The 24,368-nt window shown below is 38.3% G+C and carries 22 protein-coding genes; 13 read left to right on the forward strand and 9 right to left on the reverse strand.

Going from position 1 to position 24,368, the window contains the following annotated elements:
• Window positions 1-92: 92 nt before the first annotated feature.
• Window positions 93-911, reverse strand: a complete 819-nt coding sequence (locus GJU39_RS07535; protein WP_154280169.1) for a hypothetical protein — start codon at window positions 909-911, stop codon at window positions 93-95.
• Between the two features lie 220 nt (window positions 912-1,131).
• Between GJU39_RS07535 and GJU39_RS07540 the strand changes: the two genes are divergently transcribed.
• Complete coding sequence (locus tag GJU39_RS07540; RefSeq protein WP_154280170.1) at window positions 1,132-1,641, forward strand: DinB family protein; 510 nt, start codon at window positions 1,132-1,134, stop codon at window positions 1,639-1,641.
• Window positions 1,642-1,684: 43 nt separating this feature from the next.
• Here GJU39_RS07540 and GJU39_RS07545 read toward each other — a convergent pair whose 3' ends face one another.
• The 3 genes from GJU39_RS07545 to GJU39_RS07555 form a co-directional block, all read right to left on the reverse strand.
• Window positions 1,685-1,855: a hypothetical protein gene (locus tag GJU39_RS07545; protein WP_154280171.1), complete on the reverse strand. Its 171-nt coding sequence runs from the start codon at window positions 1,853-1,855 to the stop codon at window positions 1,685-1,687.
• A 509-nt stretch (window positions 1,856-2,364) separates the two neighbouring features.
• Window positions 2,365-2,712 carry a hypothetical protein gene (locus GJU39_RS07550; protein ID WP_154280172.1) on the reverse strand — a complete coding sequence of 116 codons (348 nt, stop codon included), beginning with the start codon at window positions 2,710-2,712 and terminating at the stop codon, window positions 2,365-2,367.
• A gap of 409 nt (window positions 2,713-3,121) precedes the next feature.
• A complete protein-coding gene (locus tag GJU39_RS07555) occupies window positions 3,122-3,322 on the reverse strand; it encodes a hypothetical protein (protein WP_154280173.1) in 201 nt (66 codons plus the stop codon).
• 242 nt (window positions 3,323-3,564) lie between these two features.
• Here GJU39_RS07555 and GJU39_RS07560 point away from each other — a divergent pair, with 242 nt between their 5' ends.
• The 6 genes from GJU39_RS07560 (at window position 3,565) to GJU39_RS07585 (ending at window position 8,198) form a co-directional block, all read left to right on the forward strand.
• Window positions 3,565-4,635, forward strand: coding sequence for a PAS domain-containing sensor histidine kinase (locus GJU39_RS07560; protein WP_154280174.1), 1,071 nt, complete (start codon window positions 3,565-3,567; stop codon window positions 4,633-4,635).
• 53 nt (window positions 4,636-4,688) lie between these two features.
• Window positions 4,689-5,339 (forward strand): response regulator, encoded by a 651-nt coding sequence (locus tag GJU39_RS07565; protein WP_154280175.1) that lies wholly within the window; start codon window positions 4,689-4,691, stop codon window positions 5,337-5,339.
• An 83-nt stretch (window positions 5,340-5,422) separates the two neighbouring features.
• Window positions 5,423-5,932 carry a sigma-70 family RNA polymerase sigma factor gene (locus GJU39_RS07570; protein WP_154280176.1) on the forward strand — a complete coding sequence of 170 codons (510 nt, stop codon included), beginning with the start codon at window positions 5,423-5,425 and terminating at the stop codon, window positions 5,930-5,932.
• Window positions 5,933-6,027: 95 nt separating this feature from the next.
• Window positions 6,028-6,243, forward strand: a complete 216-nt coding sequence (locus GJU39_RS07575) for a hypothetical protein (protein ID WP_154280177.1) — start codon at window positions 6,028-6,030, stop codon at window positions 6,241-6,243.
• 70 nt (window positions 6,244-6,313) lie between these two features.
• Window positions 6,314-7,399 carry an AI-2E family transporter gene (locus GJU39_RS07580; RefSeq protein WP_154280178.1) on the forward strand — a complete coding sequence of 362 codons (1,086 nt, stop codon included), beginning with the start codon at window positions 6,314-6,316 and terminating at the stop codon, window positions 7,397-7,399.
• A 28-nt stretch (window positions 7,400-7,427) separates the two neighbouring features.
• Window positions 7,428-8,198 (forward strand): SDR family NAD(P)-dependent oxidoreductase, encoded by a 771-nt coding sequence (locus GJU39_RS07585; protein WP_154280179.1) that lies wholly within the window; start codon window positions 7,428-7,430, stop codon window positions 8,196-8,198.
• Between the two features lie 11 nt (window positions 8,199-8,209).
• Here the strand turns inward: GJU39_RS07585 and GJU39_RS07590 are convergent, their stop codons facing one another.
• On the reverse strand, window positions 8,210-10,027 hold the full coding sequence (locus GJU39_RS07590) for a glycoside hydrolase family 15 protein (RefSeq protein WP_154280180.1): 1,818 nt from the start codon (window positions 10,025-10,027) through the stop codon (window positions 8,210-8,212).
• 134 nt (window positions 10,028-10,161) lie between these two features.
• Complete coding sequence (gene mnmA, locus GJU39_RS07595) at window positions 10,162-11,253, reverse strand: tRNA 2-thiouridine(34) synthase MnmA (RefSeq protein WP_154280181.1); 1,092 nt, start codon at window positions 11,251-11,253, stop codon at window positions 10,162-10,164.
• Between the two features lie 255 nt (window positions 11,254-11,508).
• On the opposite strand from mnmA, the gene GJU39_RS07600 reads away from it, so the two are divergent.
• The 6 genes from GJU39_RS07600 (at window position 11,509) to GJU39_RS07625 (ending at window position 19,145) form a co-directional block, all read left to right on the forward strand.
• Window positions 11,509-13,794, forward strand: coding sequence for a GH92 family glycosyl hydrolase (locus GJU39_RS07600; protein ID WP_154280182.1), 2,286 nt, complete (start codon window positions 11,509-11,511; stop codon window positions 13,792-13,794).
• 421 nt (window positions 13,795-14,215) lie between these two features.
• Window positions 14,216-15,292, forward strand: a complete 1,077-nt coding sequence (locus GJU39_RS07605) for a glycoside hydrolase family 76 protein (protein ID WP_245227720.1) — start codon at window positions 14,216-14,218, stop codon at window positions 15,290-15,292.
• Window positions 15,293-15,305: 13 nt separating this feature from the next.
• Window positions 15,306-16,730, forward strand: coding sequence for a glycoside hydrolase family 125 protein (locus tag GJU39_RS07610; RefSeq protein WP_154280183.1), 1,425 nt, complete (start codon window positions 15,306-15,308; stop codon window positions 16,728-16,730).
• Between the two features lie 332 nt (window positions 16,731-17,062).
• On the forward strand, window positions 17,063-18,259 hold the full coding sequence (locus GJU39_RS07615; RefSeq protein ID WP_154280184.1) for a GAF domain-containing sensor histidine kinase: 1,197 nt from the start codon (window positions 17,063-17,065) through the stop codon (window positions 18,257-18,259).
• Window positions 18,243-18,440, forward strand: a complete 198-nt coding sequence (locus GJU39_RS07620; RefSeq protein ID WP_154280185.1) for a hypothetical protein — start codon at window positions 18,243-18,245, stop codon at window positions 18,438-18,440. Before GJU39_RS07615 ends, GJU39_RS07620 begins: the two co-directional genes overlap by 17 nt.
• A 12-nt stretch (window positions 18,441-18,452) precedes the next feature.
• Window positions 18,453-19,145, forward strand: coding sequence for a lysoplasmalogenase (locus GJU39_RS07625; RefSeq protein WP_154280186.1), 693 nt, complete (start codon window positions 18,453-18,455; stop codon window positions 19,143-19,145).
• A gap of 1,063 nt (window positions 19,146-20,208) precedes the next feature.
• Here the strand turns inward: GJU39_RS07625 and pbpC are convergent.
• The 3 genes from pbpC to GJU39_RS07640 all read right to left on the reverse strand — a co-directional run bounded on the left by pbpC (window position 20,209) and on the right by GJU39_RS07640 (window position 23,515).
• On the reverse strand, window positions 20,209-22,590 hold the full coding sequence (pbpC, locus tag GJU39_RS07630; protein WP_154280187.1) for a penicillin-binding protein 1C: 2,382 nt from the start codon (window positions 22,588-22,590) through the stop codon (window positions 20,209-20,211).
• A complete protein-coding gene (locus GJU39_RS07635; RefSeq protein ID WP_209437603.1) occupies window positions 22,583-22,798 on the reverse strand; it encodes a hypothetical protein in 216 nt (71 codons plus the stop codon). The genes pbpC and GJU39_RS07635 overlap by 8 nt, the downstream gene beginning before the upstream one ends.
• A gap of 249 nt (window positions 22,799-23,047) precedes the next feature.
• Window positions 23,048-23,515 carry a transposase gene (locus tag GJU39_RS07640; protein WP_209437604.1) on the reverse strand — a complete coding sequence of 156 codons (468 nt, stop codon included), beginning with the start codon at window positions 23,513-23,515 and terminating at the stop codon, window positions 23,048-23,050.
• Window positions 23,516-24,368 lie beyond the last annotated feature (853 nt).

Below are 24,368 nucleotides of genomic sequence, written 5' to 3' on the forward strand. Positions count from 1 at the left end.
TGCGATTAGTTTTATGTTAATGGATACCTGTTCAGGATTTTTAAAAGAGGATTCCTGATTTTTTTGCCCTGGCTGAGTTGATCAATATTAATTTATCTGCGTTCGATACTTAGCTTTCTTTTGCTTTTTTCAATGGTATCCAGAGATTCTGAGATCTCCTTTAAAAAAACTTCACACTGTGTTTTGGCTAAAAAGTTGGAAATTTTCTGTTTGATCTGATCCGTAAAAAAGACTTGAATAACAATCAGCGAAATCAGGAACACGAAATGAGAAAAGATCAGCCGGGTATTACCCTTTCCATTTAAACCCAGAAGAAAAGCGATGTAGTCCAATACAATAGGTACAAGTAGCATAATCACCATTGAAAAAATTCCAGTACGGGATGTATTTTGCTTTTCGGCAGCAGCCACCTGTAAAAGTTGTCTTTCCAGTTTCGCTTTCAGTGGAAGATCGCGATTTGATTTCGACTGATCTAAAGCAGCTAGTTTTTTTCCGTAACTGATATCACTTCGACTCATCTTTTCCATCAGTGCAAGTTCGTTTTCGTTCAGTTCTTCCTGATCAGCAACAATTGCTTCCTGTTCTGCGATCAGGCGGTCCATTTCAGCCAGATCATCAGGGAGGCCTAAATAAAGTTTTTGTTCTACAGTCAGAATTCGATCATCAATCGCTTTGCGAACACTTTTTAAGGTAGAATGCTCATTTCTGAAGCCGTCTTTTTCAAGATCGTGCTGCGCTTGAATTTCGGATAGTGCAGCTGCAAATTGTAAAGCTTCCAGTTCCTCTTCATTTACGGCTAAACGCACATAGAGTTCGGTGATAGAAGAAAAGCTTTTTTTGGCGCTGGTTGATGCTGAAAGCGCTTCTTGATATTCGGAGAAATTTTGTGACGAAAGTGAACTGACAGGCATGCTGGAATATGGTATTAGGCTTTAAAATTAAAAAAAAAATTATCAAGACATCATTAATTCTTTTGCATAATTTAAAGTAATGTGCTGTTTATGCTGTTATACTAATAGATTAGTTGCGAATAACACTAACTAACTACTAAGCAAGTGGTACCAGCAACAAATAATGAGGCTTTAAATTATTAACAAAATTTAGTTTATTTTTGATCTATAACCCTATAATATGACACAAAAAACAGAAGTTTGGCAAAGGGGGGCTTTGCCAGAAATTCCACCTTTGCTTCAGCCAGTGGCCCATGCTTTATTACAGGCGAGGGAAGAACTCAATGAATATTTGTATGAATTTCCTGAGGAACTGCTTTGGGTTCGCCCGGCGGGTATGGCTTCTACAGGATTTCATCTCCAACATTTAAGTGGCGTACTCGATCGGGTGTTTACTTATGCGCGTGCTGAAGGGCTCTCGGAATTTCAATTCAGTCAATTATATGAGGAAGGAAAAGACACCGCCGGGCAACTTTCAGTTGCTGGCTTGCTTAACCGGTTTAATATTCAGGTAGACCATGCAATAGAACAAATCAAACTTACTGAAGCATCAACTTTGACTGAATACAGGGGCATTGGTAGGGCAGGGCTTCCATCAACAGTTATTGGTTTACTTTTCCATGCTGCAGAACATACGATGAGGCATTTGGGACAACTTATGGTTACTGTAGCTGTTGTTAAAAATAATTGAATTTAATTATTGTAGGATTGTTTTTTAAATGAATGGGTTGAAGTCACTTATCCTGAATGGTACGGTTATGTCGATGGAAAAAATACCAGGTTGCCGTTCCCCAAACGAGCAAAACAGTAGAGATTCCCAATTCCGGTGCTGCAATTGTATTAGAAAAAAAGGCAGACGCTGTTGATATCAGACAAGCTACAATGAAAATCGAGATATTTTTCATAACATTCTGATTAATTGGTGATTAATAATGTGAATTTAATGAAAAAAAATTTATTTATCAAGATATAAGTGAAAATTTATTTTACAATCGGTAATTTTTATGATTAAATAGCTGAATTTTTGATTTTTATATCTTAATTTCTAATCAGAATGACTGAAAAAACAAAACTCCTGCAAACTGCGGAAGTTTTGTTCTTATCATGGTGTGTGATTAACTGAAATGATTAAGGGAAATGACCTCAGATAGCATTTTTGTATGATCTGGCCATAAATAGTAGCATTAAGATGCCCGACAAGAAGGTAAAGGAACCAATCTGTTGAAATCATCAATTATTTAGTGTTTCCACCTTAATTTATCGATGTATTTTTTAAAGGATTAATAAATACAATCTATATTTATTTAGATAAGTTTCTTAATTCTTACCCATAGAAATCATACAACCCCGATTATTTAATTAAATATTCCTGGTCAACCTGCTAATTATTGCCAGGTGGATCACGAAAAATTAGTTAAGGTTGCTTGAGGTAACTTTTAATCATATTGTGAATATCCTCACTTACGGCGTTCACATCATACTTCATCAGTTTATGCTGAGCAGAATTATACTTTTCGATAAAGGTAGCTTCTCTCACATTGAATTTCAGGTAGCCTTGTTCAAAGAATCGTTCTTCAATATCGGCTGATGAATCCAATGATCGAAACCAGAGTTTAATGAGTGACTGAGACTGTTTTTCGAGATAAAGCCAATGGAAAATTTCAGCTAAATCTGCACCTTCAGGCATGTCATTTCGCTTTAGCTCCATGATCACTAATCCTTCGCCTTCAAAATAAAATAAGATTTGGTATTGTGACAACATTCCCGCAAAAGTAGTTTCCTGATTTTAATTTATCAGACTTTATTTTCTAACATTTCAGTGGAATTTCTAACGTTCATAATTTAGGGATTGAAAACCAATAAGTTAACGTTCTTAGTTTTGTTATCAGGATTGATTTAAATTTCATCCATTCAAAAAAAACAGCATTTCTTTATGTTCACTTATCCTTGGCAGGTTTACCAGATTTTTTTGAAAAAATGCTAAAGAAGGTGGGTTAATTCTGTTAAAAAATAAAATGAACGATCATCAAACTCACTCTCATTTTTATTTAAAAAGTGCCTTGTAGTTGTTTTTTTACACTTGTTGCGAGAAATACGCGTAAATATACTCATAAGCCAATACTGAATTATCTATAGATTTGGGCTTTTAAATTATGCATCTATTTAAACATTTATTGCTTATCGATAATGATGAGCACATCCATGAGATGATTCCATTTACTTTTGATCAGCGGAACTATCTTATTAAGACTATTGCCGGTATCGTTTCTATCAAGACTTTGATCAGTGAATTTATGCCAGACATTATGCTCTGGGCAGAAGATGGTCAGGAAATCTGTCGAAATCTGAAGCGTTTGCCAGCGCTTGCTCATATACATGTTATTTATTTTCTGCAGCAATTATTAATGAAGACGATTTCAACCGCGGTTGTTATCTATTGATTACCAGTCGTTTATATATATCTTGTCTAGAAAGCATGGTAAAGAAATTGATTTTGGAGTGCCAGAAGTGCTCGCCCAATCTGTTAGCGTAAACATTTTTTGAAACTGATTGTTTGGTCTATGCCTTTCGCTTATATGTAAGTTGAAGACATCTTAACCAAAACAATAATGTAATGCCACAAGATCTTTTTTATCAGCTAGGTGCACAATCATCTGATGGGTATTTTGTTTATGACCTGATTGATTGCAGGTTTCTGTATTTAAACACTGCTTTAGCGGATATCTGGGATTTAACACCAGACGATATTCTGCAATCGCCTACCATTTTGTTTGATCAGGTACATCCTGATGACCAGGTTTTAGTTGGTTATTGTTTTCAGGAAATCTCATCAGATAAGGTTTATAAAAAATATGAGTTCAGGTTGCTGCTCAATGGTAAAGATGAAAGGTATTTAAAAGTAAGCATCGGACCTGTAGAAGGTGTTGGAAATGATGCTTTGTGTGGGATAGTGGAAGACATTACCATAGAAAGACACAATAAGATTCACATCGAACAGATAAATAACAGAAAAAATATTGCGCTTGAAGTGCTTTCGCATGATTTAAAGGAACCTTTCGGCATGATGAAGCTTACTGCGTCATCGCTGGCGAACGGCATACAGCAGAAAAGTGAGGAATACCTGGCGGAAGGCTTAGCATTTATTATTGAAATGTGCGAGCGTAACATGAAAATGGTGCGCAGTTTAATCAACAAAGAATTTCTGAAATCTTCTGAGGTTGAGATTAAAAAGGAAAGAGTTGATCTGGTTTGGGAATTTCGTGACCTGATTCGTTTTTACCGACGCTCGCGCTTAAATGAGGTTAAACACTTCTCGTTCAAATGTGAGTCGGAACGGATCTACCTTCGCCTGGATAGTATGAAGTTTTTACAGGTGTTAAACAACTTAATTTCTAACGCCATTAAGTTTACGGCGGCGCAGGGTGAAATTACGCTTACGGCAGCCGAACAGGAAGACACTGTATTAATCACTGTGGCCGATAATGGTAGCGGGATTCCGGTAGAATTACGCTCGTCTCTTTTCGATCGGGCGGAGCAGGGGCTGAAACGTGGCTTAATTGGAGAAGAATCTCACGGGCTGGGAATGGGAATTATCAAAGCAATTGTTGATTTACATGGTGGCGATATTTGGTTTGAAACTGAATTAAACAAGGGGACAGTGTTTTACATTACGCTGCCAAAATAACATTCGCAAGAATGTTATTCGCCTGGAGGGGTTCCAGGCTTTAATAAACATATATGATTAAGATTATACTAGTAGAAGACCATCAAATTGTACGGAGATCTTTACAGGTGTTGTTAAAACAGCACGCTGATTTAGAAGTCGTTGCCGCAGTTGATGGGGCGCATAAGGTTCTGGAACTTTTAAAAAGCGGAACCAACGCAGATATTGTGCTCACAGATGTGAATATGCCTGAAATGGATGGAATTCAGATGATTTCAGAAATTAAGTTAATAAAACCAAAAATTAATGTGGTAATGCTTTCTATTCTTGAAGATGAAAAATATGCCGCAAAATCTTTTGTATCAGGTGCTAGGGCTTATCTATCTAAAGATGTAGATGAAGTAGAATTGCTTTTTGCACTTCGTCATGTAGTGAGTGGAAAACGTTATTTATCATCAGAATTAAGTATTGGTGTACTGGAACGCTTTAATCACCAGCTTACCAATATGCCAGAGAAAGGCGCACAACGTTTGGCGCTGTCAGAACGTGAGCAACTGGTTTTAGGGCTTATTGCAAACGGAATGACGAATCAGGAAATTGCAGAACAGGTTTTCCTCAGCAGAAGAACTGTTGAGGGTATCCGCCAGGTCCTGATTGATCGAACTGGTGCCAAAAATTCTGTTGCTTTAATTCGCTATGCGGTATTAAATGGCTATGTGAGTTGATGTTTCAGTAGAAATCCACGTACTTGTAGCATCAACAACTTTATGCGTGTTGTGTTTAATGATAGGATTAGACCTATCTACAAATGGAAAGACAAGTTGATTTTAAAGATGAAATTTATTGCTTTAGAAAAGTACTCACCGAAAGGGCCTTGGCCTACACGCACGACGATGATATTGCAAATGATTTAGTGCAGGAAACTTTCATTAAAGCCTTTCGTTTTGCAGGGCGATTAAAAACAGAAAGTAATTTACGTGGCTGGTTATTTACTATTTTAAAGAACACTTTTCTTAATCACTACCACAGGGAAAAAAATAAAGGTGCTATATCGCTGGAAGATAATCTGGATGCGGTTAATGCTGAAGCACCAAACGGCGCAGAAAATACGGGCAAGGCGAGATTTTTATTAGATGATATTAATAAAGCGTTAAGCTTAATTCCGCCCCAATCTTCTTATTGCTTTAAAAAGCATTTTGAAGGTTACAAATACGAAGAAATAGCACAAGAACTGGGAATTCCCGTGGGAACAGTGAAAACCAGAATCTTCGTAGCCAGAGAAATGCTGAAAAAAATGTTGCACATGCACCGGTCTTAGCAAAAAAAATCCTGAAATCCTTTCAGGATTTTTTTTTGCTCTTCATATTTAATCATCAAAATCAAACTTTAAGCAGTTAAGTTGGTTTCTTGAATATGGAATTTACACGTGAGCTTAGGGAAGTTTATCCAACCGAAATTATCGAGGTGAGGGGCAATGCCGATGCGCTCGCTATTACCCTGGTAAAGGAAACGAATTCAAAAAGTTTTATTGCCAAGCTCAAATCCCGCTTCAAAAACTTAAGCCATCCGAGAGTACTCTTTATCCGTTGTGAAGATGCAGGCGCCGTCGAAAAGATTGTACTCGTTTAAAAATAATAACGCTGCCGAACGTTAATCCCTAATAAAATTTGACCGTATATTAAATAAATCCTACAGCCAAATGAGCTTACCTAAACACCACAGCGTTTTCGAAACCATTAAATCTACCATTCTATATATTACAGGATTAACTTTACTGCTGTTTTTTACGTTTAAAATTATCTCTATTGTTCTGCTGGTAATTTTTGCGCTGGTATTGGGGATTATTATCAGTGCACCGGTAAGCAAATTTGAGAAGAGGGGAATGAAACGCTGGCTGGCAAGTCTCATCATTTTCATTCTTATTTTTGGCGTAAGTATTGGTTTAGGATGGTTAATTGTACCGCACATTACGAACCAGCTGGATGTATTAATTAGCAACTTGCCAAGTTATTATACTTCTGCCTCCAATCACATCGCTTCCATTTTGAAAAATTATCCGGAGTTTAACCGTGAAATTCAGAATAGCGGCGTTTCAATCGGATCAGCAATGCCATCTGTAGGCAAAACTATTATTGGGTTAGGTAATTTCTCTTTTGGCCTGATTGGAGGGATATTTTTATTTATTGTATTCGTTTGTCTGGTTGTATTTTATGTAAGCCAACCTAAACCGATAGTAGAACTATATTTATCTCTTTTTCAACCCCGGAAACGTGAAAGTGCAAAAAACGCATTGCAGCATACCACCGTTATGCTGGTTGGCTGGATGAAATCTAACCTGATTGGAGGAGCAATCCAATCTGTTCTGGTATACACATTTTTAAGTATCGTTAATGTACCCGGTGCGTTGGTCTGGGCGGCACTCGCATTCTTTTCGGAGTTAATTCCAAAGCTGGGATTTTACATCATGGCAATTCCACCAACATTGGTAGCACTCTCTATAAGTCCGCTAACTGCCTTCTGGTGCTTGCTATTTTTCTTATTGCTGAATGAATTAGTGTCTGATTTTTTAATGCCAAAACTCCGTTCATCTACAATGAATATCCATCCGGTTTCATCGCTTGTCATGCTTTTGGCAATGGGTGCTGCATTTGGCTTAACCGGTGCACTTTTAGCCACACCAATGGCCGCGATTATCAAAGCATATTATGAAGAATTTTACCTCAAAAAGCTACCGGAAGACCCGGAAATGGATCATAGAATAGAAGAAATTATTTACACAAAATAGTTTAAGTAGCATCATTAAAAAGAATAAAATGGAACGTTTTAAAAATAAAATAGCATTAGTTACCGGAAGTAGTCAGGGAATTGGTGAAGCTTGTGCTTTGCGCTTGGCGAAAGAAGGGGCAGATATCATTTTAAATGGTAGAACATTTGATGAACGTGGTGAGGAGCTCATTAATGAGATTAAAGCAATGGGCCGCAGAGCCGAATTTTTAGAAGCCGACGTAAGCAAGACCAAAGAGGTGATTAAGCTCGTTGAAGATGCGATTAACGTTTTCGGATCTTTAGATATCCTGGTTAACAATGCTGGCCTGGAAACCAAGGCAGACTTTTGGGATGTTACCGAAGAAGATTATGATCTGGTGATGGATACCAACTTAAAGGGAGTGTTTTTCGGTATTAAAACCTTCGTTAATTATTGCAGAAAAGAAAAGCGCCAGGGAGCAGTCATCAATATGAGTTCGGTTCATGAGGAAATTGTTTTTCCCCATTTTGCTGCTTATTGCGCCAGTAAAGGCGGTTTGAAAATGCTTACCCGCAACCTGGCCAGTGAACTTGCGCCATTGGGAATTAGGGTGAACAATGTGGCACCAGGTGCAATTACAACACCAATTAATAAAGATCTGCTGGAAAATAAGGAGCAACTGGAAAAAGTTATTGGAAATATTCCGTTGCGGAGAATGGGGACCGTAGAAGATGTTGCAGGTGTGGTTGCATTCCTGGCATCAGATGAAGCTGCCTACGTAACGGGATCAACCTATTACGTAGACGGCGGACTAACTTATCATTATGAGGAACAATAAGAAACTGGTTTTTAAGCCTTTCCAGTTTGCCTGCTAATCTGTTTATTTAACTCTACGGCTGCGCTGATTAAAGCTAAGTGAGTGAATGCTTGGGGGAAATTGCCTAAATGCTCGCCTTTTTTACCCAGTTCTTCGCTAAATAAAAGAAGGTGATTGGAATAGCCAATCATCTTCTCAAAATATTCTACCGCTTTATCTAGTTCACCGCTCTTTGCTAACGACTCTATAAACCAGAAAGAGCACATGTTAAACGTTCCTTCTTCACCTTCCAAACCGTCTATTTTTTTGAAGCCGTTTTGATACCGATAAACCAAAACATCAAGCAGTAGCTCTTTTTCTATTACTTTCATTGTTGATAACCAGCGAGGTTCCATAGGCGATATGAAGTGTGTTAGAGGCATTAGTAAAGCACTTGCATCAACATGGCTGGCCCCCTTGTATTGCACCCAGGCTCCTAGTTTCTCATTCCAGAAGTTGTTGTAAATGTCGTTGTAAATCTCACTTCTGATTTTATGCCATTCCATTTCAGGGTAAGGGAAGGAGCGGTGCTCTGCTATTTTGATTGCCCTATCCATCGCTACCCAGCACATTAACCTGGTATGTAGAAACTCTTTTTCTTCACTCCTTATTTCCCAAATTCCATGATCTGGCTTTTTCCAGTTTTTAATTACCTGGGCAATCTGCTTTTCAATCAAGGTCCAGAATTGGTAGGTGATGGGTTTATATGATTTGTTGTAGATATAAATGGTATCAATCAATTCGCCATAAATATCAATTTGAACCTGGGTTGCTGCTGCATTTCCAACCCGTACCGGTTGAGATTGGCGGTAACCTTCAAAGTGCTTCAGTTCTTTCTCTTCGATATTTGGGTTGCCATCTATCTGATAAATAAGCTGTAAATCAATTTTTTGGCAAAGCCCAAAGATCCAGTCAATAAAAGCTGTTGCCTCATCGTAAAAGCCGAGCGATAAAAAGGCATACATGGTAAAGGCTGCATCCCTGATCCAGGTGAAGCGGTAATCCCAGTTTCTATCGCCGCCAAGCGCTTCGGGCAAACCGAAAGTCGGGGCGGCTACCGCTGAACCAAATTCTGCTGAAGTAAGGAGCTTAAGTGTAATGGCCGAACGCCTGATTAACTCACTATATCTACCATTATAGCTGGTTTTGTTAATCCATTTAACCCAAAAATCTTTCGTTTCATGGTAGGCATCATTCACATAGAAAGGAAGCTCTCTGCCCGCTTCGTCTGGTTTTAAAAACTCCAACACAATCGTTACCGTTTCCGATTCTTCGAGTGTAAACTCTGCATATCCATTCTGTTTTCTTACCACCAAAGGCACATCCGCAGAAATTTTGATCGTTAATTCCTCCTTCTCACAACTGAAAATGAGTTGATCATGCTCCTGACTTACTTCATAATCACTTTCAGAATAACCGAACCTTGGTACACAACTAAATTTAAATTTTATACTTCCCCTAATGGTTTTGACTTGCCTGACGATGGCACTTGTTAACGACTTATTGCCTTTGGAAATGGGCATAAAATCTGTTAATTCAGCAATTCCAGCGTCTGAAAAAAACCTGGTAAGCAATATAGCTGTTCCCGGGAAATAGAGTTGCTTGGTTGTAAAATCTCCCAACTCTGGTTCTACTGCGCAAAATCCACCTCTCTGTGTATCCAGCATCGTAGCAAATACGGAAGGCGAATCGAATCTCGGTGCACACATAAAGTCGATAGAACCATTTAACGAAACCAGTGCTACAGTTTTCAGGTTTCCGATAATGCCATAGTTTTCTATAGGTTGAAATGGTCTTTTGGTGTGATTCATACGGTGCAAAAAATTAAATAAGTATATCTAGTAAAGTAACTTTTAAGCCATTTGTTTGGCGTTATTACGAATAGGAGTAAACAAAAAAATCCCGGCTATTTACTAACCGGGATCTGTATGTTTTTTATTTTTATTTAAACCAAGAAACCGCCGCCCAATAAATCATTTCCTTCGTAAAAAACAGCCGATTGGCCAGGTGCAATTGCAGAAACATTGTGATCAAAAACCACACGCATGCTATCTTTCTCCTGAACAATGGTACTCAACATACCAGCATCTTTATAACGGATTTTGGTAATCACATCGTTCATTGGTTCTTCAATGCTCGCATATTTAATCATATTGATGTTGCGAACCATCGCTTCTTTGCGCTCCAGCTCATCAGCTTTACCTAAAACTACTGTATTGCTTTCTGGTAAAATTTGAGTAACAAACATCGGCTCGCCAAAAGCTACACCTAAGCCTTTCCGCTGACCAATGGTGTAGAATGGATAACCTTTGTGCTGACCGACAATCATTCCATTGCTCAAGATGAAATTTCCACCCGCTACACGATCTTCTAAATCTTCAACTTTATGTTTTAAAAAGGCACGGTAATCATTATCAGGCACAAAACAGATTTCGTAACTTTCTGATTTTTTTGCCAGTTCTTCCTGTCCCATGTCCAATGCCATTTGTCTGATATCAGATTTCGCAAAACTTCCAAGCGGAAACTTTGTACGGGAAAGATTTTCTTGAGAAACGCCCCAAAGTACGTACGATTGATCCTTATTTTCGTCTTTGCCTTTAGAGATCACGTATCGTCCACTGTCTTGCTGACGGATGTTAGCGTAATGCCCGGTTGCAATAAATTCGCAGTCGAGTTTATTGGCCCGTTTAAGTAATGCTTCCCATTTAATATATGTGTTGCATAATACGCATGGGTTTGGTGTTCTTCCCGCCAGGTATTCATCCACAAAATTATCAATTACATAATCGCCAAACTCATCGCGGATATCCAGGATATAATGGGGGAAACCATAATTAACGGCAAGTGTACGGGCATCATTAATGCTATCTAATGAGCAACAGCCAGTTTCCTTGCTACTGCCACCAGAAGTTGCATAATCCCAGGTCTTCATGGTTAATCCAATTACTTCATAACCCTGCTCATGCAGCATTACAGCCGCTACCGAACTATCAACCCCGCCACTCATGGCAACCAGAATTCTACCGTGTTTACTCATTTTTAAAATATAGATTGCAAAAATAAGGTTTATTTACCTTAAATTATTTAAAGCAAGTCAGTTCGTTGTCAAAAGCTATTCAGGCCAGCAACAGATAACAGAAAAAACCGAGTGCCAGCCAGGTTTGCCAAATTTTACTAGGTGTTATTTAATTTTTGGGATTGATTAAACGTTTTAGTTGATATTTTATGCAGATTTACAAATTAATTTCTACCTTAGAATTTTCGTTGATAACGTTAAATGTTCACACAAACTATGATTAAAAAATTTATCCTGCCTTGTTTTCTTTTTTCAGCATTTCTGGCCACTGCACAAGAAAATTTAGTGCAATATGTTAAGCCCATTATTGGCACTTCCAAAATGGGGCACACGTATCCGGGTGCAACGGTACCTTTCGGCGCTGTGCAGTTAAGTCCGGAAACCGATACCTTATCTTACGAGGTAAACGGGAAGTACAATGGCGATGTTTATAAATATTGCGCCGGCTATAAGTATGAAGATAAAACGATCGTTGGATTTAGCCATACCCATTTTAGCGGAACCGGCCATTCAGATCTTGGCGATTTCCTGATCATGCCCACCCAAGGTAAGCTGCAATTAAATCCCGGCACCGCCGATAACCCCAATAGCGGATACCGCTCAGCATATAGTCATGCCAATGAAACGGCAGAAGCAGGTTACTATAAGGTGAAGTTAGATGATCATAACATCACCGCGGAGTTAACATCTACTAACAGGGTTGGAATGCACCAGTATACTTTCCCAAAATCAGATCAATCGCATATCATTTTGGATTTGATGGCTGGAATCTATAATTATGAAGATAAAACCGTGTGGACTTATGTGCGGGTGGTAAATGATACCTTAATTACCGGATATCGCCAAACCAATGGCTGGGCCCGTACCAGAACGGTTTACTTCGCGATGAGCTTTTCTAAACCTTTTAAAAATTACGGCAGAAAAAGTTATGATGCGAAGCAGGCTTACCGGGGTTTCTGGGGCAAGTTTAATCAAGATCAAAACTTCCCGGAAATTGCCGGAAAGAAAATCAAAATATTCTTTGATTTTGATACCAATGAAGGGGAGCAGATCAAAATTAAATTTGCATTATCTCCGGTTAGTCAGGAAAATGCCCTTCAAAACATGCGTACCGAAATATCGGGTTGGGATTTTAACCAGGTTAAAGCCCAGGCACAATCCACCTGGAATAAGGAGTTAAATAAAATCCAGGTGACGACTTCAAAAGACAATAAGATCAATTTCTACACGGCATTGTACCATGCGTTTATTAATCCTACCACTTATACGGATGTAAATGGTGAGTATAAAGGTTTGGATCAGAACGTTCACAAGGCAGATGGCTTTACCAATTATACCACTTTTTCGTTATGGGATACCTACCGTGCGCTGCATCCTTTTTTTAATATTATACAGCCTGGCCGAAGCAATGATATGGTAAAATCAATGCTGGCCCATTATGATCAAAGCAGCCTGCATATGTTACCGATTTGGTCGCACTATGCGAACGATAACTGGTGCATGAGCGGCTACCATAGTGTTTCTGTAATTGCAGATGCGATTATTAAAGGTACTTACAACGGCGATGCAAATAAAGCTTTGGATGCTTGTGTAGTAACCGCGAAACACCGCGACTATGAAGGGATCGGATATTATATGGATAAGGGTTATATTCCTGCCGAAAGGAGTGGAGTATCTGTTTCGAATACCTTGGAATATGCTTATGATGATTGGGCGATAGCACAATTGGCGAAAAAATTGAACCGTAAGGATGTTTATGATGAATTTATCAAACGTTCGCAAAACTGGAGAAATAACTATGATACGGCATCTGGATTTATGCGTCCAAAGCTGGCTGACGGAACTTTTAAGAAAGCTTTCGATCCAAAAGATACAGAAGGACAGGGCTTTATAGAAGGTAATAGCTGGAATTACAGTTTCTTCGTTCCACATGATCCAACTTCGCTAATTGAGGTGATGGGTGGAAAAAAGAAATTTGCTGCCAGGTTAGACTCTTTATTTAGCATGCACCTGCCAGATGAGTTTTTTGCCCATACCGAAGACATTACCCGCGAAGGGATTATTGGTGGTTATGTTCACGGTAACGAACCTGCCCACCACGTAGCTTACCTGTACAACTGGACAGATGAAGTTTATAAAGGGCAGGCGCAGATTCGACACATTTTAAATATGCAATACAAGCCAACGGCTGATGGATTGGGTGGAAATGACGATTGCGGACAGATGAGCGCATGGTATATGTTCTCTGCAATGGGATTTTATCCGGTAGCACCAGGTGCTGATGTTTATTCTTTGGGTAGTCCGCTGGTTAATAAAGCCGTGGTTAACCTGGAGAATAATAAAACGTTTACAGTAGAGGCATTAAACCAGAGCGCCAAAAATGTTTATGTGCAGAAAGTGATGTTGAACGGGAAGGAGATCACCAATCACAGCATTAAACACTCAGACATTACCAACGGTGGTAAACTTACTTTTTACATGAATGCAAAACCAAAAAAATAATATCTCAACTGTCTCGTTTGTGGTATTAAACCGCTGGGTTTTCCCAGCGGTTTTTTTGTGCGCGTTTTGGTCAACTTCGCTGGTTTTCTAATATAGGAGGGTTGTGGTTTAATTTATTTGCCGCCAGAACTGAGACAAAAATCGATCATTGCGCTTACTGTTTATCTGCATTTAACAGGCATCAAGCAGATATGCCTGACGATTATAATATTCTTTGTAATAAATTGAATAGGAAGAGAAAAAACGATTTAGGAATGGCGTAATTAGGCTTTTTGATTTTGATGTTAGCAGAATTTTATTAATATTTGTCTACGTGCTAGCCAAATGATGATCAAAGTCTTTTCCATTATATGGATATACGCTATTATTCATCGAACAAAAATATCTTATGCACTTTTAATCAGATCACTCATTTACATCTATGCGAAATCAAATAGCCAGGGTAATCCTCAGCCTGATTTTTATGTTAACGGTATGTAGTTGTTTAGCGCAAACTACCAAACAGGAATACTTAAAAAGAATTGATGTTATTGAGCAAAATATACAGAAGTATTTTGTTGCCGGAGAACGCGGATTATACCTAGAAAACATCGGGAAACACGAAAAACCATTCTCTTATTTATGGCCGCTTTGTGCACTTATCCAGGCAAAGAATGAAACGGAAGGGCTCAAGAAAAACAGCGGTATGCAGCCTGTAATTAAGGCGATAGATCAATATTATACTACAGCACCTCCTGCACCTTCCTATCAATCGTACATAGAGAAAAGTTCCCGTTTTTATGATGATAATCAATGGATTGCAATTGCCTACCTCAATGCTTACACCCGCACCAAAAAGAAAATCTATTTTAATAAGGCGAAGGAAATTTACACCTGGTTACTAACGGGCTATGACAATAAAACGGGTGGGGGTTTGTACTGGAAGGAAGATGAGAAAACTTCTAAAAACACCTGTTCGAATGGCCCTAATATTTTAGTATCGCTTGAACTTTATAAAGCGACCAAAGAGAAAAAGTACCTTGATACAGCTTTGTTAGTTTATAACTGGACAAATAAAAATCTAAGGAGGAAGGATGGAATTTTTTATGATGCGATTAATGTGTCGTCTTTAAAGATAGATTCGGCAGCTTATACATATAATACAGGCACTATGCTTGAGTCGAATGTGGTGCTTTATCAAATTACAAAGGATGTTAAGTACCTCCATGAAGCGAAATTAATAGCGACTGCAGCTAAAAAAAGATTTTATAAAAATGGAAAATTACCAGATCATTATTGGTTTAATGCAGTATTATTGCGCGGCTATTTGGCGTTGTATGCTGTAGAGAAAGATGCATCCCGTTTAAAGTTTTTTATTGATGATGCAGATCGTGTATGGAATGATGAGCGTGACGAAAGAAATCTTTTAGGAAGGGAAGCTGATAAAACATTGCTGTTGCAAGCCGGGATTTTAGAGATATACGCCAGGCTGGCAACTTTAAATTTAACCAAATCATAAAAATATATATTTAATGAAAAGAAGAACATTCATTCAAAATACCGGATTGCTTGGTGCAGGTATGGTGGCATCGAAGTTTTCATTTGCGGCAGAATTGGCACCTGAATTTCCTGTGGTACGGGTCGCGGCCGGAAAAAGACATTTCCAAAGTAAGGCCGTAAATTCAGCCATCAAGACCTTTCAATCTAATGTTAAAAATCCTGAGCTGGCATGGCTATTTGAAAATTGCTTTCCGAATACCTTAGATACCACCGTGTATTATTCTGAGAAAAACGGTCGCCCAGATACCTATGTAATCACCGGCGACATCGATGCCATGTGGTTACGGGATAGTTCTGCTCAGGTTTGGCCATATCTTCAATTTGTAAATGAGGATGAGCCGTTAAAAAAATTAATTGCCGGCGTAATTAATCACCAAACCAAATGTGTATTAAAAGATCCGTACGCAAATGCATTTTATGGAGATGCAAATAAAGTAGGTGAATGGAAAACCGATGATACGGCCATGCAGCCGGGGGTGCATGAGCGCAAATGGGAAATCGATTCGCTTTGTTATCCCATTCGTTTAGCTTACCATTATTGGAAAAAAACTGGCGATAAAGCGCCTTTTGATGCCGATTGGAAAAAAGGAATTGAAACCATTCTCAAAACTTTTAAAGAGCAACAGCGTAAAACCGGTCATGGTCCATATCACTTTCAACGCCAAACGAACAAACCCACAGATTCTTTGCCGATGGCAGGATATGGTTTTCCCGTAAATCCGGTAGGACTAATCTGTTCAGCATTCCGCCCGAGTGACGATGCAACAATTTTTCCTTTTTTAGTGCCTTCTAACTTTTTTGCTGTATCAAGTTTGAAGCATGCCGCTGAAATGATTAAAGCACTTCAGCCAGATAAAACTTTAGAAAGTAATTTGCTTAATCTAGCTGATGAAGTAAATGCTGCCTTGCAAAAACATGCGATTGTTAATCACCCTAAATATGGAAAAATTTACGCTTTCGAAATTGATGGCTTCGGAAGTAGCTATTTAATGGATGATTCAAACGTACCTAGTTTATTAAGTTTACCTTATTTAGGCGCAATGGATGCTGAAGATCCTATTTACAAAAACACAAGGAAATTTGCCCTTTCCGCAGACAATCCATACTTTTTTAAAGGTAGTGCTGCAGAAGGAATTGGCGGACCTCACGTGGGTCAGGATATGATCTGGCCAATGAGTATCACAATGCGGGCGTTAACCTCTAAAGATGAAGCAGAAATTAAATACTGCATCAGTACCCTGCAAAAGACACATGCTGGTAAAGGGTTTATGCATGAATCGTTTAACAAAGACAATCCTGCAAACTTTACCCGGGCCTGGTTTGCATGGTCGAATACCTTATTCGGCGAATTATTATGGAAAACTTACCACGAGAAACCAGCTTTGCTAAAAGCTTAACTTAATTTTAAAGGCCGTCAGATTTGATGGCCTTTTTTATGCCATATAAAGATTTCTTACTCATCAGACTGATCTGAAAAATCCAGATAAATCATCCGATACCGCTCTCTTCCCGTCGTCGTTTATCTGCAAGATTCTTGTGGGGTATACTTTGAAATACCCCTGCATTCAAATCAATTTTTTTAAGTTGTCGAAATGTATCTTTAATATGATATGAAATAGCGTATTCACTGCAATAAAATCTATGCTTTTGTAAAACATGTGACACATCATGCGAATGTTTTTTTTCAATGTTTTAAATTTAGTACTTTGCTGAAAAATAAAATTAAGATTTGCAAAACTCTCAGAATAACATCCTGAATGACATTGAGGCAATCGGAAAAATCCCTGCTGTTGCACATATTCTCGAAATTGTTTGTAACATCACCGGCATGGGCTTTTCAGCTGTAGCCAGGGTTACAAGCGATAAGTGGATTGCCTGCGAGGTTAAAGACAGCATCAACTTTGGGCTGGTAACCGGGGGCGAGTTAAAATTAGAAACCACTATCTGTAACGAAATCAGGCAACACCAAAATCCGGTGATAATTGATGACGTAGCAACAGATTTGCATTTTTCGCACCACCAAACCCCAAAGATGTATGGCTTTAGAAGCTATATTTCTATGCCTATCATCTTGAAGAACGGTGATTTCTTTGGTACCTTATGTGCCATAGATCCTTCGCCTGCAAAAGTGAATACACCATCTACCATCAGCACCTTTCGAATGTTCGCCGATTTAATTGCCTTTCACCTGGATGCAGTTGAGCAATTGGCAGCGTCAGAAGAAAAGCTTCAGCAGGAATTGGAAACCGCCGTATTAAGGGAACAATTTATTGCCATCCTGGGGCATGATTTACGTAATCCCCTCAATGCCATTTCCAGCAGTGCGCAACTTTTAGATCGACTAAATCATGAAGATCGAAGCCATCGTTTGGTCAATATCATCAGGGATTCGTCTTACAGAATAAATGGTTTGATCGAAAATATGCTCGATTTTGCCAGTGGCAGATTGGGAGGCGGGATCTCTATTTCATTAAATCAGGATGAAAACCTCGAGAAAATCCTTATTCAGGTAGTTGATGAAATGCAGGCGGTATGGCCTGACAGAAATATTAAATTAAATTTTGACTTTCAATCACCGGTTATTGCGGATGGTAAACGTGTAGCACAGTTGTTTTCTAACCTATTGGGAAATGCATTGAACTATAGTCCGCCGGAATCTACGATAGAAGTAACCGCATTTAGCAACGCCAAAGAATTTAACCTTTTTGTTGCAAATGAAGGGAAGAAAATTCCGGATGCAGCAATGGAACGCTTATTTCAGCCGTTCTCCAGGGGAGAAGTAGAACCGAATCAAAAAGGTTTAGGGTTAGGCTTGTATATCGCCTCAGAAATTGCTAACGCACACGGTGGTGAACTTTCTGTAAGTTCTACCGACGATAAAACTTGTTTTACATTAATTATACCAACAAATGATAGTAGTAAATGATAATCTGCCCACTTCAATGCTTTTAGAAATAAAAGTTGGCGATACCATAGGGAATGACGAGGGAATATCTGGAGTTGTAGTTAATATTGCCATTCAGGAAACCGATGATTTTTTAATGCTGATTTTCGGTCTTCAGGAAGGTGGACAAATCATGACGAAGAAGTTACGTCAGGTTTGTTAGATCAGAATTTAAATGAAAACTAGACTTTTTACCTTCATCTTTGCCATAATCGGGATTATCCATTTATATGCAGAGGCTGTTGAAAGTGTTGCACTCCGTCATTTTTCAAAACCGCTTATTGTAATTACGTTATTTGCATGGCTTTACAGTGCAACAAATCTTAAAGGCCGTTTTCATAAACGCATTTTCATTGGTTTGATCTTTAGCTTAACAGGCGATGTAATACTGATGTATTCTGCTAGTAGATCAGGCTTTTTCAGCTTGGGTTTAGTGGCATTTTTACTCTCCCATATTTTATACATCAGGGCATTTACCCTAGACCACAAGTCTAATCTGAATGCAAAGAATCCTTTTTTTTTATGGGGAACTGGTGCCCTGATTATTTTTTGTATTGGATTGTTTTTCTATCTGCAGCCAGTTCTTGGTGCAATGCAGTTTGCTGTTTTAATCTATGCTATCGTGATCACATTTATGGCGATTATGGCGCTGAACCGGTATGGTAAAGTTAATGTATCCAGTTTTCAACTGATTTTAGCAGGTGCTTTGTTTTTTCTTTTATCTGATAGTGTGCTGGCAATAAATAAATTTAGCCGACCAATCCCCCAGGCCGGCATACTCATAATGGTAACTTATATGATTGCACAATACTTGATTGTTTATGGAACAGTAGTGAGGGAACTGGTAGTAAAGCAAACGGAGGTATAGGTTACTTTTTGACCGCAAAGGAAATGAGTTTGCTTGTTTTAGTATATTAACCACAGAGAACACTGAGAAAGGGCACAGAGCGCATTGAGCTAAAGGGTCAGTCTGTTATGCTGAGTAAGTTTCAACAATGATTCCTAACCGCAAAGCACGCCAAGTGAAGGCGCAAAGAAAGGGAAGTAAGTTAGTCGCTTATGCGAGAATATAAACTACAGAAAACGTAAAGCTATGTTTTTTTTATTTCACTCTGTGCAAAACGCTGTGACCTGTGTGGTAAATTTTATTTTAAGGCCTAACCGCGAAGGCGCAAAGAAAGGGAAGTAAGTTAGTCGCTTATGCGAGAATATAAACTACAGAAAACGTAAAGCTATGTTTTTTTTATTTCACTCTGTGCAAAACGCTGTGACCTGTGTGGTACATTTTAATTTAAGGCCTAACCGCGAAGGCGCAAAGAAAGGGAAGTGAGATAGTTGCTTATGCGAAAGTATAAACCACAGAAAACATAAAGCTATGTTTTTTTATTTCATTCTGTGCAAAACGCTGTGACCTGTGTGGTACATTTTAATTTAAGGCCTAACCGCGAAGGCGCAAAGAAAGGGAAGTGAGATAGTTGCTTATGCGAAAGTATAAACCACAGAAAACATAAAGCTATGTTTTTTTATTTCATTCTGTGCAAAACGCTGTGACCTGTGTGGTACATTTTAATTTAAGGCCTAACCGCGAAGGCGCAAAGAAAGGGAAGTGAGTTAGTCGCTTATGCAAAAATATAAACCACAGAAAACACGAAGAAGAAGCACAAAGATCACAAAGCTGTGTTTTCTAATTTTAGCTCTGTGTAGAACGCTGTGAACCTCTGTGGTAAATTTTGGTTTATTTAGTTTAATACCTACAGCACCAGAGTATTGTACTGGTAAACGTCTAATTGCCAGGATCAAATTTAAATTTCAAACACAGTTACTCACGCCTGGCTCATCTTCCTGCTTTTAACGGTGCTATAACGTTTTCCATGGAAACTTTCTTTGCGTACTTTGCGAAAATCTTTGCCCTCTTCGCGGTTAAATAAAGATCAATTCCTACGCTTATTTTCTTTATCTAAAACAGTAAAAACCTGCACCAGTCTTTCCCCATTTTCATCTACAAGCGTCAAAGTGTGCCTGCCTGGCGGCGGACTAACTGCTATCTGATGATAGTTATTGGTTGTGGCGAAATATTCATTATCAATATGCCAATATATTTTTGAACTCTGATTTCGATGTGCGGCATTCAGGATTATTTTTCCCCTTGTTCCATCCAGTTCCAATGGGATATATACAGTTGCATTGTTTTTCGGATAGATCAATTCCATCACACTATTTCCGCCAGCATTTTCGCAACCAGTCATAAATGGCGGTAATACCTTATAATCGCTGTTTTTGATCTTGTAATAATACTCCATCGCCGGCGGCAATATAAACCAGTTTTTATGTTGCATACTCGTAACAGTCTCGCATTGATCAGTTACCCGATAACTCCCCGTTCTATCTAAATGAATAAGTTTATGAAAAGGACAGATAGCGGTTTTTTCTCCGGCAGTAGGTACCCATTCATCTATCACATCAGAACAATACTCTCCGGCTTTGTAACCACTTTGCTTACAAACTTTAAGCTTTCTTAATTTAGTTTTTGGCGTTTCAAACCACTTTCCGTTCGGGAGTAATCTAAAAATATCAAATAGGACAGGAGCTGCCGCCTCGATTCCGACTAAACCCGGCCGGCCTTCACCATCTGCATTGCCAACCCATACACAAACAACATAATTTGGTGTTAAACCTACGGCCCATGCATCGCGGAAACCAAAACTTGTTCCGGTTTTCCAGGCTACTCTTTGAGAGGATGAAAATTGCTCCCATAAACCTTCGTCGCCGGGACGCATTACCTCTTCCATGGCGTTAAAAGTCGCCCAAATCGCACCATGATCCAGAAATGAGTTGCGCTGATAATCTTTTTCATTTTTAGGTTCTGTACGATAATAAGTAGCTTGTTTATAGTCATTAGGATCATATAATCCTTTGTAAGCGTTGAAGTGGTTCAAGGTTTTCACCATTCCCATATAGGTATTTGCCAAATCCCACATGGTAACCTCACTACCACCAAGAATTAATGATAATCCGTAATGATCTGCAGGCTGGTTTAACGTTCCAATACCTAGTTTTTTAAGCTTATCGTAGAACCTTTCATACTTATATTGCTGCAACATTTTTACTGCTGGTATATTTAAAGAGCGGCTTAAAGCTTTATCGGCAGAAATTGCGCCATCATAACCCAGGTCATAATTTTGCGGCGAATACCCGGCTATTTGTGTAGGTACATCCGGAATTAAAGTATGCGGAAGGATGAACCCATCGTTGAGCATACTGGCGTAAAGCAGTGGCTTTAGGGTACTCCCCGGACTTCGGGGTGCCTTAATCATATCTACATGACTCAGTAATCCAACGTTTTCGGGTTGATAGATATTCCCAACGTAACTCACTACTTTGCCAGTCTTTGCATCCAAGATCAGTGCAGAAATATTATTAATATCATTAGCCCGATATCGGTTATTGTAACGTTTTAAGATCGAGTTTACCTTCAGTTGAACATCTTCATTCAAAGTTGATGTTATTCGGGTTGAATTAATATCCAGACTAAGTCTTTCTGCTTTAAATCGATTCAACAGGTGAGGTGCGTTTTGGGGCAAGGGGAGTGGTTTCCCGGGAATCGGTTCGAGTTTAGCTAGATTGGCTGTGTTTTGATCAATATATTTCAACCTGACTAATTTGTCGAGCAAATCATTTCTTTTTTTTATTAGCCTTGTGGCATTTTTTCCAGGATGAACCAGTGAAGGGCTATTTGGTAAAACCGCTAATGTTGCCATTTCGCCCCAGGAAAGCATTTTCGCATTCCGACCGTAATATCGCCAGCTCGCTGCTTCCAAGCCTACAACATTACTCCCAAATGGTGCATTTGCAGCATATAAACCCATAATGTCGTCTTTGGCATATCTAAATTCTAATCTGAAAGCAAGTAAGATTTCATACAATTTTTGCCAGATGGTCCGATCCTGTTTCCTTGATAAACGAATTACCTGCATGGTTAATGTACTTCCACCGCTTACTACGCCTTTAGCTTTGATATTCTGTCGCATTGCACGGCTCATGGCTAAAAAATCTACACCAAAATGGTTGTAAAATCGCTTATCCTCGAAAGCAATGATGCAGTCTTTAAATTTTACAGGAACAGAATCTGCCACCGGGAAACGCCATTGTCCGTCGGAGGCAATCGCTGCGCTAAGTAAATTACCATTACTAGCCTCAATTACAAATGATGTTGGTGACTTAAAAAGTTTGGTTGGGAGTAGAAATAGAAAAACCAAAAGCAACGCAAAACAGATGAGATCAGAAATCAGGAATGCCTTTGGTATTTTATGCATTATCATTTTTTTCTAAAATATTAAGCAATTTATAGTTGAGATACAACTTCTCCTTACCAACTCTCGTTGATTTTAGAAAACCATATTCTTCTAATAAAATCAGATAATTACCTACGGTTTTAGGTGTTCCTAATTTTGCATTAATCAAGGATTGTCGTTTAGTATAAGGGAGCTTGAATAGTTCAGACACTTTCGGTGAAAATTTCATTAATTAGTTAATGCGTGTAATTATAGCGAAAATTTACCCTCGTTTTAATCTCAAGTGTAAATTTTACCTTTGTTTTGATTTAGTGACAGCTTTTACAAATTCGAGTTAAATTCCTTATTAAAACAGCAATTCTCAATCTTGGAGAAATTTATTATTTTAAATGAACACTACATTTCAGATCTTAAGTCTTTTAAAAAGAGATAGTCAGTTTGATTATTTTCATAAAAACTTGCTGATGAATATAGATAATCAACGGGTTCTGTCGCTAGCTTCCAGCGCTCGCTTATCGGGATTATCATGTAAATAATCCAGCTTTTGACACATCACCTCTGGTGAATACAAATGAATCGCGACAGGGTCTCTTTGCCAGAATTCATAAGATTTGTTCACAGCGTTTACATAAAATTTGGATAATGCTTCAGCGTTCAATAATTTTTTAAATTCATGGGCTGTATATTTCAAGAATGAACCTTGAGGCATTTCTTTGCCATTAAGTTCGTTGATTCTCCAGATCAGGTGAATATGATTAGGCATTATCACAAAAGCGAAAACATCGATTTTCTTTCCTTTTGTCAGGTAAACTAATGAATTAATTACGACTTCCTTAAACTTGTCTTCAAGCAATAATTTTTGCCACTTATTGATTGTTGCTGTCCAAAAATATATTTGTCCTATCTCGATATAACTTTGGCGCTTTTGCTGAAATAAATCATCCATAACATAACAGGTTACTATTTAGTTCCCACTTATATTTCGGTTCGTGAAGACACGAACCGAGGCAAAGTAAATCTACCAATTTCACAAAATGTATCGTAATTATTTAAATTCGTTGTAAAACAATTTTTGCCATTTACTGATTGTTACTGCCCAAAAATATATTTGTCCTATCTCGATATAACTTTGACGCTTTTGCTGAAATAAATCATCCATACATAACAGGTTACTATTTAGTTCCCAGGTATATTTCGGTTCGTGAAGACCCGAACCGAGGCAAGATAAATCTACCAATTTCACAAAATGTATTGCAACTCTTTAAATTCGTTATAAAACAATTTTTGCCATTTATTGATTGTTGCTGTCCAAAAATATATTTGTCCTATCTCGATATAACTTTGACGCTTTTGCTGAAATAAATCATCCATACATAATAGGTTACTATTTAGTTCCCACTTATATTTCGGTTCGTGAAGACACGAACTGAGGCAAGATAAATCTACCAATTTCACAAAATGTATCGCAATTTTTTAAATTCGTTGTAAAACAGTTTTTGGCACTTACTGATTGTTGCTGTCCAAAAATATATTTGTCCTATCTTGATATAACTTTGACGCTTTTGCTGAAATAAATCATCCATACATAACAGGTTACTATTTAGTTCTCACTTATATTTCGGTTCGTGAAGACACGAACCGAGGCAAGATAAATCTACCAATTTCACGAAATGTATTATACTTCTTTAAATTCGTTGTAAAACAGTTTTTGCCATTTACTGATTGTTGCTGTCCAAAAATATATTTGTCCTATCTCGATATAACTTTGGCGCTTTTGCTGAAATAAATCATCCATAACA

It is taken from the genome of Pedobacter petrophilus (assembly GCF_009674725.1).
Taxonomy (GTDB): Bacteria; Bacteroidota; Bacteroidia; order Sphingobacteriales; family Sphingobacteriaceae; genus Pedobacter; species Pedobacter petrophilus.